We start from the raw sequence: 14975 nt of genomic DNA, 5'->3' as shown, positions 1-14975 counted from the left end.
TATTCAAACAAAAACCTAGCTTCTAAGGACGTGAATATTCTGCTAAATAACAAACAGCGGAGTTAGCGCAACAAACAACAGAGTTAGTGCAACAAACATCGGAGTTAGCACAACAAACACAGGAGTTACCACAACAAACACCCCAGTTAGCACAACAATCCCAAAACCAGCTCCAAAACACACAAAAAAGCCGCCCATCCAGGCGGCTTCCAATCAATTTTATCCAACTACTCAACAAACAATCATTTCCGTCCATCTCTCTTCACAGCAATCAAAAACTGCGGAATCTTCAACATTCTCTTCCAGCGTGTAGGTTGTGTAATCAAACGATGGAACCATTCCAAATTTAGCTTAAGGAAGATATCTGGTGCGCGATCAATGTTCCCGGATAGTATATCCAAGCTTCCGCCAACACCCATCAAGATAGAATTAGGAAACTTTTCGAGATGTGCAGCAATCCATTCCTCTTGCTTTGGAGCACCTAACGCTACAAATACGTAGTCAGGGGATAGAGCGGCCGCTTTTGATGCAACTTCATCACCATCGCCGTCTCCGCCATAGCCATCAGCGACGCCGACGATTTCAATGTTAGGGTACTGAGCTTTTGCCATCTCAGCTGCTTTCGCTGCGATACCAGGCTTGCCTCCATACATGAAAATTCTATTACGCGTTCCCGTAGTACTTGCAACTGCCATAAATTCATGTACTAATTCAAACCCTGGAATGCGCTCCTTTAATGGTTGTCCTAGCATTTTAGAACCAATGACAACGCCTATACCATCTGCCACTACATAATCAGCAGTGTGTAATAGCTTTTCATAACTGGGTAGTTCTTTGGCAAGCATAATGATTTCAGGATTCGCGGTTACGATCCAAACTTGTCCATCTTGTTTTGTGACTGTATTTACAAATTCTTTTTTTGTTGTATCTGCAATCGGAATCGATAAAATATCTATTTTCTTCATTTAAAAACCTTCTTTATAAAAGCATTTCTTTTTATTATATAGTAAACCATCTGAAAGGGGCGTAGTTAACGTATAAATGTCCAATATGTTTACTTCTTACTATCAACGCCTACAGTTTCTTTTACCCAATCAACGGATCTTACAGCCTGTTTTTCGACATCCTTCAAAAGCTCTACTGAATAGAAACCGTCTTTATTCATAATAGCAGTTGGGGTGAAGTGGGGTGAAACGATCCGAATAGCCCCTTCAGCATTTTTTACAACATTTAACGAGGCGATGCCACCAACATAAGTAGATGGATCTTGCATAGCCGAGAAGAAATTACCTAAAGAGTAAAATACATGCGTCTCGTGTCCGTCTTTTGCGGTTATTTTCTCATAGGGTTGTAAGACATGTGGATGATGCCCAAAAATTATATCTGCACCAGCTTCAGAAATGACTTTAGCCATTTGTTTTTGCTTCTTATTTGGTGTAGATTGGTATTCGGTGCCCCAATGCATATTGACGATGATGACGTCGCTATAAGGACGCATTTTTTTGATGTCCTTTTGAATAGTGTCAAGATTGATTCGATTAACTAGATAGTCTTTACCAGCAGGTGTTTCATTATCATTTGTTCCATAAGTGTAAGATAAAGTTCCAACTTTAATACCTTTGACATCGATAATACGCATCTTTTTGCGATCTTTCGCGGATTTATAAGCCCCAACATAAGGAAGGCCATAAGATTTGATATTCTTAAGAGCAGCTAGAACACCTTCTTCTCCACGGTCTAATGTGTGATTATTAGCTACTGATAAGAGATCAACACCAGCTTCTTTTAAATCACGAACAATATAATCAGGGCTTGCAAATTTAGGGTAGCCAGATAAGCCAAATTCTTTACCTATTGGTAAGGATTCCTGATTCGCAAGCAGAAAGTCGTAGCTCTTTAATGTATTTTCTATCCCAGCAAAAGAAGGGGAGTAATCTTGGTAATATAATAATTGTTCATGCAATAGGATATCGCCAATCATAGCGATGGAAATCTTCTTATCTTTTATGACAGGCACCTTTTGCTCAACTTGCTCAACTTTTTCTGGTTGTCTATCAGTAGTAGTTTCAGTGGATGCTATTTTTTGATATTTTTCTGAAATGGTGCATGCGCTAAGTAAAGAGAGAGTACAACATATTAATAGAATTTTTTTCAAAGAAAATCATCCTTTCTAAGTCCATTTTCTATAGATTGTGCTATGATAAACTTTGTGAAAAATGATTACTACATTTTTTGAAACTTTAGATGTAGTTAATCCGTCTATTATAGTAATGAATTTTATACAGACAGGAAGTGGATGTGAAAGTGACTAATAATAGGAGATATAATCCCAAAAATACATCCTTTAAACGTGTAGTAGCTTCCGTTATTTTAATCATAGCAGTTATTGCCGGATTATACACACTCCTTACAAAAAATGATGAAGCGACAAATGAACCCAATGTGAAAGTGGCTGAAGTCCAAAAGCCAACTCCGGAAGAACCAAAAGAAAATTTAGATGAGGACACTTCTGAGAAGAAAGAAGGATCTGTCACGACGGGTGTTAAAGATGGCATCACGAATGAAGATGTCACAGATGTGATAATGCCTAAACATGATACATCTGCTATTATTGCGAATGCAAAAACGCAAGTGTACACGGTATACACAGACTTACAACAAGGGTCGGGCTTTCTTTTCAATAGAAAAGGGGACATTATTACAAATGCCCATGTTGTAAAAGATGCATCCTATGTATTTGTGACAAATGAGCATGGTCAAGAATTCCAAGGACAAGTAATCGGTATTTCTAAAAAAACAGATATTGCACTGATTCGTGTACCTGGTTTAGAAGGTAAAGACCCACTTGTATTGGATACTACAAAAGCAAAAGTAAATACGCCAGTCATCGCCATTGGAAGCCCCAATAACAAGGGTGGTACATCAACAGAAGGTGATATTAAAAGTATAGACGGCAATTTTACAGACGAATATAATTATTCAAATCTATATGAAATCACAGCAAGATTAGAGCCAGGTTCTAGTGGTGGACCTCTAGTTAATGCGACAACTGGTAATGTTATCGGTATTAACTCCATCATATTAACTGATAAACCTGAAATTGGTTACGCAATCCCAGTCTATTCAATAATGTCACTTATCACCAAATGGGCAGACCAAGACGTCGACATTAACCTAGATGACGAAGAAGATTACGACCATAAGCAGGATGCTTATTTAGATAAAAAATTAATTAAAGACTATATTGATGGCTACTATGAACTATTCCCGTACGCTATCAAAGATAAAAATAAAAACTACTATGAAACTTATTTGTTACCAAACAGTAGTGCAGCAACAACAGCTAAAGAGATGATTGCAAACTATTCATCAAAAGATAAAGAGTATCAAGATTTGAAATTTACTTTTGGCGCAGTGCATATTTATGATGATTCCCCGAACATCTCTGATCACTATGCGACAGCAAATATTAACTCGACATACACTTACAAAGACGTTAAAACAGGTACAAAAGGAACGATAAAACAATCTATTCAATACACAATAATTATTGATGAATATGGTGATTATCAGTTCTCTAAAATTGAAATCTTATCAACAAATACAGATTTACCTACATCAGGTTCTGGTGATAAAAAAGAAGAAGATAAAGAAAATGTAACTACGCCACCAGCTGATGACAATGGAAAATCAGATGAAGAAGATGAAGAAGATGAAGAAAAAGAACCTGTAGAAACACAAGGTAAAGAAACACCAACTGAAACACCTTCAGATGAAAAAACAGAAGGATAAGTACCCAACCTCGAGCCAGCAAAGCTCGAGGTTTTTGTATGTAATATAGACATTAAGTTTTAGAAGAAAAGTAAGTTTACTAATTATGAATATAAAAACCTCTAAGTAAAGGGCTTTTTTCTAAAAGTCCAATACTTAGAGGTTCTAAAGTGAATGATTAAATTATTTAAAAGTACCATAGCTGTGTAAATAGCGATTCCAGTATCCATTATTGATAGATTGTACTTGAACTTGGCTTCCGGCAGCATGTACGATTCGACCGTTACCCATATAAATCGCTACGTGATCGATTGACCCTCCACCTTGTGCGAAGAATACTAAATCGCCTGCTTGTGGGTTGCTTGTATATCTTGTTTCACTACGTTGTGAACGGCTTGTACGTGTGATAGATTTACCTTGTTGTTTGAAAACATATTGTGTGAAGCCGCTGCAATCAAATCCAGAAGTAGACGTACCACCATAACGGTATGGAATACCAATATATTTAAGAGCTTGATCGACGATGTCACTACCAGAATCATTACTTGCAGATGCTTTTGTTACACTCTTTGATGTTTTTGATAAGTAAGCACCAGACATCCAGCCTTGTTTGCCTTTTACTGAAACTTTATACCATGTTTTGTTATTGATAGTTTTTTTATAAGACGCTTTTACAACAGTGCCTGAAGCAACAGTTGTTTTTACATTTGAGTTAGTTGAAGCATTTGAACGAAGGTTCAAGTTTGCAGTTGTTTTATAGCGACTATTAACTTTAGTAGCATTCGGGTTTGAAACTTGAGTTATTTCTACTGTTTCAATCTTTGTATTTTCTTTAGTGTTGTTGTCGTTTTCAGTAGCTTTGGCACTTCCAAAGGCAAGTGTTAAAGCAAGTGTGCTTGATGCGATTGCTGTAAATAGTGCTTTCATATTCATCAATTCGTCCTCCAACTTTTCAACAATTTTTTTTGTATATAATGTTCAACGATTATTTTGAATTTTAGTTTGTTTGACTAAGTAATACTTTAAAGAATTCAGAAAAGAAACACAATGCTATTTCGTTTACAGTTATATTACAGTTGTGTAACAAAAATGAGGATAAAGTGCTAATAACGAATGATATTTAAGTCTTGGTTGTTTGAATATTAGTGGGAAATGTCTAATTTGTATTACTTAAAAGTTAAACAATTTATGTGAAAGTTAAATTAACGTAATAAGTCGGGTAATTTTAGTTTTTAGCGAAGCGTTTTGTAACATAATGTTACAAAATCCAGCTGTTATTGAAATATTTCATTGCAAGTAGCTTTGGGGTATTCCAAGAAGAGTATTTCAGTAATGAGTTCTGCTGGGGTGCCAATTAAGCTAGCCTGACTACACAAAAAAGCATTCCCAAGGCAATTTGGGTCGCCGTGGAAATGCTTTTTTAGACAGTTGGTTTATAAAATCAGTACCTGGATAGTAGAATACATTCTTTCGCATATAAGTTTTAATCCAGTGAATAGAAACGTTTATAACTATCAAAGTGCTTAGCCCAATAAGGTTCGTTTACTGAAGAGACTTGAACATGTGTACCACCAGCATGTACGAATTGACCATTACCAATATAAATGCCTAAATGCGAAATGCCGGTTTGATATGTATCGCGGAAAAATACTAGGTCACCTACTTGAGGTGTATTGATATAGTAAGATCTAGCTTCATAACCGGCAGCGTTTGTACGAGTCATGGAAAGGCCTGCAGTATTAAATACATAGTTAATAAAACCGCTACAATCAAATCCTGATGGTGTTTGTCCACCCCAAACATAAGGTGTATTTAGTAAAGATAGACCTAAGCTAACAGCCTTTTGTTTAATTTCATTTGTTGAAACTGTTGGTGGTGTTGGTTTTGGTTTTGAAACATTTGTTGTATCTTCCTTGTCTTGTTGGATAGTAGAGCTTGAGCTGTTTTTGACTTTTAATGTTTGTCCAACACGAATTAGATCAGAAGTTAAACCGTTCCAAGATTTCAACTGTGTTATCGTAATACCGAATTTATAAGCAATGCCAGATAGCGTATCACCAGCTACAATTTTATAGGAAGTAGCATTAACATTGTTTTGAGTTGGTGGTTTAGTTGTTTTATCAGGCTTAGGTTTTGTAGTATTACCATTTGGTTTACCAGCATTAGTCGTTGTTGTAGGGATTTTTATCTTTTGTCCTACATATATAAGATGGCCCTTTATTTTATTTGTTTTTTGAAGGGAGCTGACAGATACGTTGAATTTTGTTGAAATTATTGAAAGTGTGTCACCTTGTTTCACTTTATAAGTAGCTGTTTTGCTAGATTGAGAAACTGCATTTGTATTCACTGTATTAGATGGTGCTTTTGATGTTTGAGTAGATGCTTTGCCGGAAAGTAGCAATTTTTGTTTTGGATAAATTATATCTGATTTCAATTTATTCGACTGTTTTAGTTTGGTGACTGTTGTGCCATGTTTAAGTGCGATTGTGTATAAAGAATCACCACTTTTTACTGTGTAAGTATTTGAGCTTGCTTCTGTCGATTGACTATTTATACAAAGTGCGAGTGCACCTGTAGCCAAAATGGAATAGGTCGCTTTTTTCACAAAAATCACTCCTCTTTATATTTCAAATTGTCATCCCTGTTCGTTGTACCCTCATTCTATTGAAAAAAAACAGAGAAAACAATGAAATTAGTAAAAAGGGGTAATAAGATAGTGATTAATTTTTCGAAATGCGCAAGATTCTAAAGTAATGGTCATTTAAAACCATAAAAACACTTGTTATGAAAATAACAAGTGTTTTTATGACTAATTACAAATAGTAAAATTATATCAATAGTAATAAAAATAAACTATTTAACTAATTCAAGTCTAAATGAGCTTTTAATTCAACAGATACATCCTTAAGTTCCTTCTTATTCATCATATAATACCAAATACCATTCATCGTCTGACTTTGCCCCTTATTAAAATAGAGTTGTTCAATCGAATTAAGAGCCTCTTTATGATTTTTTTGTAGCTCCATCATTTGTCCAAATGTTAAATTTGTTGAAATATTGTCACCAAGTGCATTAAAAATATCTTTATACTTCCATAGACTACTAACAGAAGCTCCTTCTTTTAAAATTCCTTGAATAAGTTGTTTTTGTCGTTCTTGTCGACCAAAGTCCCCATCAGGATCTTCCTTCCTCATACGTACATATGCGAGTGCATGTTCACCGTCTAATTTTATCTGCCCTTTTGGAAAACTATAACCTTCTTCCTTAAATGCAAGCATATTAGTCACTGTAATACCCCCAACAGCATCTACAATGTCTTGGAAGCCTTCCATGTTCACTTCCGCTACATAATCGATAGGGATATCTAGTAAATTTTCAACTGAGGCCATTGCCATTTTAGTGCCTCCAAAAGCATAAGCATGATTCAACTTATCACGTGTCCCGTACCCAACAATTTTAGTATAAGTATCTCTTGGAATACTTAGCATTTTCGTACTTCCTTCATTAGCATTAATCGTTAGTACAATAATCGTATCAGATCGTCCTTTATCATTTTCCCGTTGATCTACTCCTAATAGTAAAATGGAAAACGGCTCTTTTTTCTCTAAATGGACTTTTTCCACCCTCAAATCGGATTTATCTCGATTAATTTCTACGTGCACACTCTTTAAATTCGAAGACACATTAGCATATACGTTCCATACATACATCCCAATTCCTAATAGAACTATGCCAATAATCCATGGCCATTTTCTTTTCTTCTTCGTCTTTTTAACCTCGATATCCAATGGTATGACACCTCCTGAAACATGGTGTTCAACTATTTTATGTAAAATCGCGAATTGAGTCGACAAATTCATCGGTTATCTCACTTACTATCATCCGATGAAATTATACAAAATATCACAAAACATAAAAGTAATCGACAAAAGCTATTTTAATTATCGACTTACCGAAGATTATGTCGTAAAAGGTAGTGTGGATACATGGCGGCTATAAGTCATTTCAATCAATTTTCCAATTATTATTTGTTAAATGTCGTTATAAAAGTTGTATCAAAACAACTTGGAAGAGCTTCTAACAATATATTTAAATAATAAAAAAGCTCGCATTTCTCATGAAAGGGAGCTTTTTTGATATCACTTTCGACGAATTAGTGTTTGCTGCTTATTAAAACGTAAAGATAAAATAATCGAGGCTAATCGTTGCTGTTGCTCTTTAACAGTATGTAGTGAAATATCCAGTATGACTATTTCGCCATGATCGAAATAAAGAATTGTTTGTCCTTTACTATATGCCTCATAACGATAACTATGATAAAACACCCATACACACTCAGGGTGATAAGGTGATCGTGTCGGGTATGCGTAAATACCTTCGCCGATATAGAGTGGTAGCTTTTTTGAATAGCCGAGAAGTTCCTTCACTGCATCTATCCGGCCTTGAAAAGTAGAACCATAGCGAATACAAATTTTTTCGAGTAGCTGAATAGGCGTTAAAGTCGAGAATAAATATCCATCTCTAGTCATTACCTTCGACTTCATTTCTCCTTCAAATAAAGGGGATAAAACGAATGAATTGGTAGTGATTAAATCTAAATCCTTATCAAACATCATCAAACACCTCACATTTTCATCCATCATACGAAAATAACCAACTAAAATCAACATAATATTGTATAATTTCCAAATATTATAAATTATAAATTAGTTTAAAGTAAGGTATACGTTAAATTTGGTGTAGTAAACGTTAACTATAGTCATTCGTCCTGAACGATAATTCCATATACGATAAGTAGTACCCGGGAATACAAAGCGTTGTGCACAACTAGAAAGGCCATCTAATGGACCAATTTGAAATTGTTTTAGCACAATTTGAACCAATGATTACAAGTGTTATGAACCGCTGTCGTATTTATAGAGATCACGAGCTATACAGGCAAGCAGCACGTATCGGACTTTGGAAAGCGTGGACAAAATATGAAGACAGTCGAGGTGACTTTGCTCCGTATGCCTACAGATGTATTCAAGGTGCTGTTTTAGATGAATTGAAGAAAGAATCTCGCAATGAAGATCGTAATATACCTGCCGAATCAGATACGTTAGAAATACTAATAAAAAACAATCATGTAGATAAGTCAGACACTCATATACTAGATACTATATTAGAATCACTACCGACTAAGGATTTACAGTTACTCATTCTATTGTATATAAAAGGATACAGCTATGACGAATTAGCGGTTATGGAAGGAATTACAGTAGGAGGTATAAAAAAACGGAGAGATCGGATTATGAAGCAAATAAGAGAAGAAAAAATGAAGAGTCGTAAAAAAGGTAAGTAAAGGTTGGTCGTTCCTAGAGGTGTAAGCTAGAAAGTTTATACAAAGTGGAGCGAAATTATTAAGGAATCTATCGGTTTACCGCAGTAAATGTCGAAATCAATAGCTTTCTTGGCAGAATTTCCAGAGGCACTGCAGAAAATGTCATGGATAATAGACAGCAAGAGGATAGTTGTAGAAGAAATTGTAGATTGAAGTGGGAGTCGGTTGTCGAAATAACTAAATTTGAGTGATTTGCATTGCTTGAATAGGAAATGACTAAAAAGAATATATGATTTCTTTGCGAAAACGCATGAATTTGAATTCATGCGTTTTTCAGCATTGAGAAGTAAAAAGAAAGTAACTGTAATGTAACTTAAAGGTGTAATGCATTTGTAAAAGATTTGAAAGTAGTAAAAAGTAGTAAAAACAACCTCAATTTGCGAATAATTTAGCTTTTTTATGATTTTTATAGGTAAACGTATTTACGTGTAGGATATAGAGTAGTATCATAAACTCCATAAACATAAAAGCGTTTTCACAATTGGGAGGAAAGAAATTGAACGTTCAAAGCATTATTCGTAATCTAATAGTAGAAACACCATCTATTCCTGGTAATTTGGCAAAGGTTGCTACAGCAATTGGCTCAATTGGCGGTGATATTGGTGATATCAAAACAATGAAAATCGGTACATTATCTACAATTCGTGATATTTCATGTACTTGTGCAGATGTAGCTCAGCTCAATCAGATTGTAGAAGCGATTAATAATATAGATGAAAATATTCACGTTCGTTCAGTTTCGGATGACGTCATGAAAGCGCATGAAGGCGGAAAAATACATATGACGAGTCGCGTAGACGTGCGCTCATTAAGTGATTTACGTCGAATTTATACACCGGGTGTGGCGAACGTTTGCCAAGAGATCCAAAGAGAACCCGAAAAAGCACATTATTACACAAGCATTGGTAATACTGTTGCCATCGTTACCGATGGTACAGCTATTTTAGGGTTGGGGAATATAGGACCAGTTGCAGGTATGCCAGTGATGGAAGGGAAGGCTGTATTGTTTGATCAATTTGCTGGTATTAGTGGTATTCCAATTTTACTCGATACAAGCAAGCCTGATGAAGTAGTTGAAACGGTAAAACATATTGCAAAAGGTTTTGGTGGCATATTGTTGGAGGATATTGGTTCACCACATTGCTTCGAAATTGAAGAGCGTCTAAAAGCTGAGCTATCAATCCCCGTTATGCATGATGATCAGCATGGAACAGCTGTTGTTACTTTAGCTGCAGTAATATCAGCTTGTCGTTATGCAGGAGTTGAATTGAAAGATGCTGTAGTTGGTCAAATTGGTCTCGGTGCAGCAGGGCTGGCAATTTGTCGTATGCTAATGGCTTATGGTGTTAAAGAAGTATGTGGCACAGATCCGCAAGAAAGTGCATTAGTCCGTTTGCGTAGTTTTGGTGGAACGGTAGTAGGGTCAGTTGAAGAAACGATGGCAAAATGTGATATTGTCATTGCAACGACAGGGGTATCAGGTCTGATTCAACCATCAATGGTACGTGAAGGACAAATTATTTTGGCTCTTTCAAATCCATACCCAGAAATTACTCCTGAAGATGCAATTGCTGCTGGAGCATCATATGCTGCAGATGGACGCCTTGTTAATAATGTTTTAGGCTTCCCTGGGATTTTCAGAGGGGCATTAAATGCTAATGTTAAAAGTATTACGTACCCAATGTTATTAGCGGCCGCTAATGCCATTGTAGACGCAACGCGAAACGGTGACCTAGTACCACACCCGCTAGATCCAAACGTTCATAAATCGGTAGCTGAAGCAGTTGAAAGAGTAGCTTTAATAGAGATGGCATATATAGATTAATAACAATAGGCCGCTTATTAAGCGGTTTTTTTGTATAAAAAAAGCATTCCGCAAATGCGAAATGCTTTCTCTCAAAGATATTTTATTTTTTCTCTAAATCCTCAACGGAAAATACGCGACCATATGCATCTTTATAAACAATATGTTCCTTACTTAATTTTGTTTATCAACTTCTTCAGTATGTTCATTACGTGAAAATAAATATATGCATCCATTACATATTTTTTTGTATGAATACGTTCCTCTGAATCCACATGTAATTCATCCACTTGTTTCGTAAACATCGCATTACGAATATAAAATCTGGCTTCATTAAAATCGCGTTTTGAGCCGAAGCCAATTACGTTTCCTAAGTATTTCCCAGGTAATACAATATGTAAAAAATCTTCACGATTAAACGGTTTCGCTGCATGATCATCGTCAAATAAGTATTGGTGGAATTCAGGTCCGACCTTTTCGAGGATATACCTCATTCTTCCTGAAAATAGGAAAGATTATAAGAATAGCCCAATATGAAAATACTATACTTTTAGAATATTATGTATATTTAAGTTTGTTAACGCAAAAATACCCTGAGCACGAAGCTCGGGGTATTTTTGCGAAAAGTATCTTATTTTCTTGTAAATAATGAAATAATCAAACCAATGATTGTTCCAACTATTGCAGGTACTAACCAACCAATACCTTCTGCATAAAGAGGTAAGTGGCTTAATAGATCTGCGTAAGCTGGGATCTCCATTTTTGCTGCATGTAAACCGTCATATACACTAACTAGTGCAGTAGCGATTAATGCAACAATGTAAACAATTGATGCACCATTAAAGAATTTATCGATTAAAGCTAAGCTCATTAACACGATTGCAGGCGGATAGATAGCTAAAAGTACTGGTAAAGAGATCGAAATTAGTTGCTCTAAGCCAAAGTTTGAAATAACCATACTGAAAATCGCGAAAATGAAAACAAAAACTTGGTATGAAACTTTAGGGAAAAGTTTTGTAAAGAATTGAGATGATGCAGTTAATAAGCCAATTGAAGTAGATAAACAAGCAAGTAAGATAACTGCTGATAATAGAATATTACCAAAATCACCGTAAAGAATGTTTGCAGATTTTGCAATAATTTCAGCACCACTACTTTGAGCGCCAATCGTTTGGAAGCTTGATGCTCCAATATAACCTAAAGAAATATAAACTAAAGCTAAACCTACTGCAGCAATACATGCAGCGAAAATAGTTGTTTTAACAATTTTTTTATTATCAGTTATACCTTTGGAATGTAAGGCTTGGATAATTACAATCCCAAATATTAAAGCAGCTAAGAAATCCATAGTTAAGTATCCTTGTAGGAAACCTTCAGTAAATGGCTGTGTAGTATATTTACCAATTGCTTCACCAGGACCATCCATTGGTGTAATAATACTTTTTGCTGCTAGAAGAGCAATTACTAATAGAAGTATTGGAGTTAGGATTTTACCAACACGGTCAACTAATTTAGTTGGATTTAGTGCAAAGAATGTTGTTATTCCGAAGAAAACAATTGTAGAAATCAATAACGGAATAGAAGATTCACGCATTGCATCTGATAGAAATGGTGAGACACCAATTTCATAAGATACTGTACCAGTACGTGGAATTGCGAAGAATGGTCCGATTGCTAAATAGACGATGGAAGTAAATACAATCCCAAAAAGAGGGTGAACTTTACCGGCCATATCTTGTAATTGACCGCCAGCTTTAGCAACAGTGATAACACCAATTAGTGGTAAACCAACACCGGTGATTAAAAATCCGATCATGGCTAGACTAAATGATTCGCCAGCTTGTTGACCTAATTGCGGAGGGAAGATTATATTTCCTGCACCTAAGAACAATGCAAAGAGCATTAAACCTACAGCAACTTGCTCCCCAAGTGATAAAGATTTGTTCTTCATAAAAAAAGACTCCTTTTAAAAATTACTTGCGTAATGATTTCATCTATGAAAACACAACACTAATTTTCTTTATAATAAATAATCTTTGTAATCTGAAAATTCTAATTGCAAAAGTTATAAAAGTTACTAAACAACTTTAACATGAATACGTTAAGAATGGAACCTTAAAAAAAGACAAGCTAGTAGGTTTTTTCTCAATCCAGCGCTTTATAGTATTAAAGCGCTTTCATTGCACGGAATACATTTATGGAGATAGTGTAAAGGAACTGTTAAGTGTTTGTAAAATGGAACTTTTAGTCTATTTCGTGTGCTAGATTGTCTTTAAGGAGGGGTAATATATATGTTTATATGGAATAAAATGGACTTGAGAAGAAAGTATTTTCTCTCACTTAGTATTACTTTGCTGTTATTTGCCATAATGACAGTCACACTAACTTTTCAAGTAAACGAGAATAGAAAATGGTCTCAAGAATTAGATAGTTTATCGAAGAGTATTAATGACATAGATATGTTATCAAAGGAATTCAGTACATTATATATTGCAGTCATCCATTATACTGGGGATCCGTTAGCTAAGTATGATGCTTCGTATGGTGCATCAATGTCTACTCTTGAAAGTTTATTGGAAAAATATGGAGATGTAGTGCAGTCGGGAAACTTGGAAGCAATCGAAGTGGAACTAAAAAGGATTCATGAATTATACATAAAGCGTTTGAAAGTATCAGTTGCGAAAAAAGACAATATCGCCAAACGGCGTCAACTGAATTCGGTATATCAATCGTATGACAATATCGAAAAAAATTTAAACACAATTCGAGCAGGAGCATCATCGGAACGTGAACAGATTTTACAAAATATGAATGATAGCCAGCGAAGAACTTTAATCGTATTATGTGTGTCATTCTTACTGGCGGTAGCCATTTCTACTATATTAATGATGATCACAAATCACCAAATTCGCCAACAACTTGAATTAGTTGCACAAACAGCTGAAAGTATTTCAAAAGGAAATTTGACCGTTGTAGATTTACCAATACATACGAATGACGAGATAGGACAAGTATCTACAGCGATGAATCATATGAAGCATCAACTTGTAGAAATGCTTCAAATAATTAAATCGTCAGCACATGAAATATCGAATGACAGTCATGTACTGCAAAATTATTCAGTACAATCTTTAGAGGGATCGAAAATAGTATCAGTTTCACTTAAAGAGTCTTTGCAAAATGCAAAAGCACAGCAATATTCATCTGATGGTATTGTTGATTTTATGGAACGCTTCTCAAATAATTTGCAGCAAATGGTTGGCCAAGTAGAGCAACTGTCAATAAAGGGGCTTCAAGCGGAACAATTTGTAGAAGATAGTAGTGTTTCGATGACTGAAGCTGTAAGCAAAATGACGGGTTTACAGCAACTTCTAATAGAAGCAGAACAGGAAAGAATACTTTTACAAAAGCGTACTGATGAAATTGTCCGTGTCTCTCTTTTGGTAAAACAAATTGCCAAACAAACGCATTTGTTAGCGTTGAATGCTGAAATTGAAGCGGCACGTTCTGGTGAAGCAGGGAAGGGGTTCGCAGTTGTAGCAGAGGAAGTCCGTAAATTAGCGGAAGAAGTTTCGAATGCTGCTCACAATATTCATAATTTGTCCGATGATATAACTGTGCAAGGTACAACAATGGCGAATACTTTTAACGCTGGTCTTATAACATCAGAAGAAAGTGCAACAGCAATTCAAAACGCGGCACAGCAAATGACGATTATCATACAATATTTAGGTAATACACGTGAACAATTTAAAGCGATGTCCAGACAAATACAAACTGTTGAAAAAGAAAAGGAAAGTACTAAAACCTTGATTCACCAGTTAAATGACGCTATCTTTCAAAATACTGAGCATATTGAAGAGACGACATTGTTCTTAAGTGATAATCTATCAACTATTGAATTATTGTCGGCACGTATTCATGACGTCTCTGATCAAGCGATGACAATGCGCCAATCAACAACAAAGTTTGAGATGCACAGTTAAAGTAATATGTGGAAAAATGTTTAGCCTTCCT

12 protein-coding genes are annotated in these 14975 nt (G+C 35.5%); 4 read left to right on the top strand and 8 right to left on the bottom strand.

Features of this window, described 5'->3' with window-relative positions; all coding sequences use genetic code 11:
* Window positions 1–242 precede the first annotated feature (242 nt).
* Window positions 243–965 (bottom strand): WecB/TagA/CpsF family glycosyltransferase, encoded by a 723-nt coding sequence (locus tag AC3IS5_RS17635; RefSeq protein ID WP_489425560.1) that lies wholly within the window; start codon window positions 963–965, stop codon window positions 243–245.
* Window positions 966–1054: 89 nt separating this feature from the next.
* A complete protein-coding gene (locus tag AC3IS5_RS17630) occupies window positions 1055–2155 on the bottom strand; it encodes a CapA family protein (RefSeq protein ID WP_489425559.1) in 1101 nt (366 codons plus the stop codon).
* Window positions 2156–2304: 149 nt separating this feature from the next.
* Here AC3IS5_RS17630 and AC3IS5_RS17625 point away from each other — a divergent pair, with 149 nt between their 5' ends.
* On the top strand, window positions 2305–3792 hold the full coding sequence (locus tag AC3IS5_RS17625) for a S1C family serine protease (protein WP_489425558.1): 1488 nt from the start codon (window positions 2305–2307) through the stop codon (window positions 3790–3792).
* A gap of 162 nt (window positions 3793–3954) precedes the next feature.
* Here AC3IS5_RS17625 and AC3IS5_RS17620 read toward each other — a convergent pair whose 3' ends face one another.
* The 4 genes from AC3IS5_RS17620 to AC3IS5_RS17605 form a co-directional block, all read right to left on the bottom strand.
* Complete coding sequence (locus AC3IS5_RS17620) at window positions 3955–4704, bottom strand: C40 family peptidase (RefSeq protein WP_489425557.1); 750 nt, start codon at window positions 4702–4704, stop codon at window positions 3955–3957.
* A 550-nt stretch (window positions 4705–5254) separates the two neighbouring features.
* Complete coding sequence (locus tag AC3IS5_RS17615; RefSeq protein WP_489425556.1) at window positions 5255–6376, bottom strand: C40 family peptidase; 1122 nt, start codon at window positions 6374–6376, stop codon at window positions 5255–5257.
* A 256-nt stretch (window positions 6377–6632) separates the two neighbouring features.
* Complete coding sequence (locus tag AC3IS5_RS17610) at window positions 6633–7559, bottom strand: LCP family glycopolymer transferase (RefSeq protein WP_489425555.1); 927 nt, start codon at window positions 7557–7559, stop codon at window positions 6633–6635.
* A gap of 351 nt (window positions 7560–7910) precedes the next feature.
* Window positions 7911–8387 carry a competence protein ComK gene (locus tag AC3IS5_RS17605; RefSeq protein WP_489425554.1) on the bottom strand — a complete coding sequence of 159 codons (477 nt, stop codon included), beginning with the start codon at window positions 8385–8387 and terminating at the stop codon, window positions 7911–7913.
* Between the two features lie 227 nt (window positions 8388–8614).
* On the opposite strand from AC3IS5_RS17605, the gene AC3IS5_RS17600 reads away from it, so the two are divergent.
* Both AC3IS5_RS17600 and AC3IS5_RS17595 read left to right on the top strand, forming a co-directional pair.
* Entirely contained in the window at window positions 8615–9115 is a 501-nt protein-coding gene (locus tag AC3IS5_RS17600) for a sigma-70 family RNA polymerase sigma factor (RefSeq protein WP_489425553.1), read from the top strand.
* Between the two features lie 535 nt (window positions 9116–9650).
* Window positions 9651–10979 carry an NAD-dependent malic enzyme gene (locus AC3IS5_RS17595; RefSeq protein ID WP_489425552.1) on the top strand — a complete coding sequence of 443 codons (1329 nt, stop codon included), beginning with the start codon at window positions 9651–9653 and terminating at the stop codon, window positions 10977–10979.
* Between the two features lie 149 nt (window positions 10980–11128).
* On the opposite strand, the gene AC3IS5_RS17590 is transcribed toward AC3IS5_RS17595, so the two are convergent.
* Window positions 11129–11452 (bottom strand): hypothetical protein, encoded by a 324-nt coding sequence (locus AC3IS5_RS17590; RefSeq protein WP_489425551.1) that lies wholly within the window; start codon window positions 11450–11452, stop codon window positions 11129–11131.
* 137 nt (window positions 11453–11589) lie between these two features.
* Complete coding sequence (brnQ, locus tag AC3IS5_RS17585) at window positions 11590–12909, bottom strand: branched-chain amino acid transport system II carrier protein (protein ID WP_489425550.1); 1320 nt, start codon at window positions 12907–12909, stop codon at window positions 11590–11592.
* 340 nt (window positions 12910–13249) lie between these two features.
* On the opposite strand from brnQ, the gene AC3IS5_RS17580 reads away from it, so the two are divergent.
* Window positions 13250–14944: a methyl-accepting chemotaxis protein gene (locus AC3IS5_RS17580; protein ID WP_489425549.1), complete on the top strand. Its 1695-nt coding sequence runs from the start codon at window positions 13250–13252 to the stop codon at window positions 14942–14944.
* Window positions 14945–14975: the final 31 nt, after the last annotated feature.

Source organism: Viridibacillus sp. KH_047 (genome assembly GCF_057838945.1).
This window is presented reverse-complemented; position numbering and strand designations above follow the sequence as displayed.

Bases quoted from the DNA above. Each gene is read 5' to 3' on its own strand.
- AC3IS5_RS17580 (WP_489425549.1), top strand. From the start codon at position 13,250: ATGTTTATATGGAATAAAATGGACTTGAGAAGAAAGTATTTTCTCTCA.
- brnQ (WP_489425550.1), bottom strand. From the start codon at position 12,909: ATGAAGAACAAATCTTTATCACTTGGGGAGCAAGTTGCTGTAGGTTTA.
- AC3IS5_RS17590 (WP_489425551.1), bottom strand. From the start codon at position 11,452: ATGAGGTATATCCTCGAAAAGGTCGGACCTGAATTCCACCAATACTTA.
- AC3IS5_RS17635 (WP_489425560.1), bottom strand. From the start codon at position 965: ATGAAGAAAATAGATATTTTATCGATTCCGATTGCAGATACAACAAAA.
- AC3IS5_RS17600 (WP_489425553.1), top strand. From the start codon at position 8,615: ATGGACCAATTTGAAATTGTTTTAGCACAATTTGAACCAATGATTACA.
- AC3IS5_RS17620 (WP_489425557.1), bottom strand. From the start codon at position 4,704: ATGAATATGAAAGCACTATTTACAGCAATCGCATCAAGCACACTTGCT.
- AC3IS5_RS17605 (WP_489425554.1), bottom strand. From the start codon at position 8,387: ATGATGTTTGATAAGGATTTAGATTTAATCACTACCAATTCATTCGTT.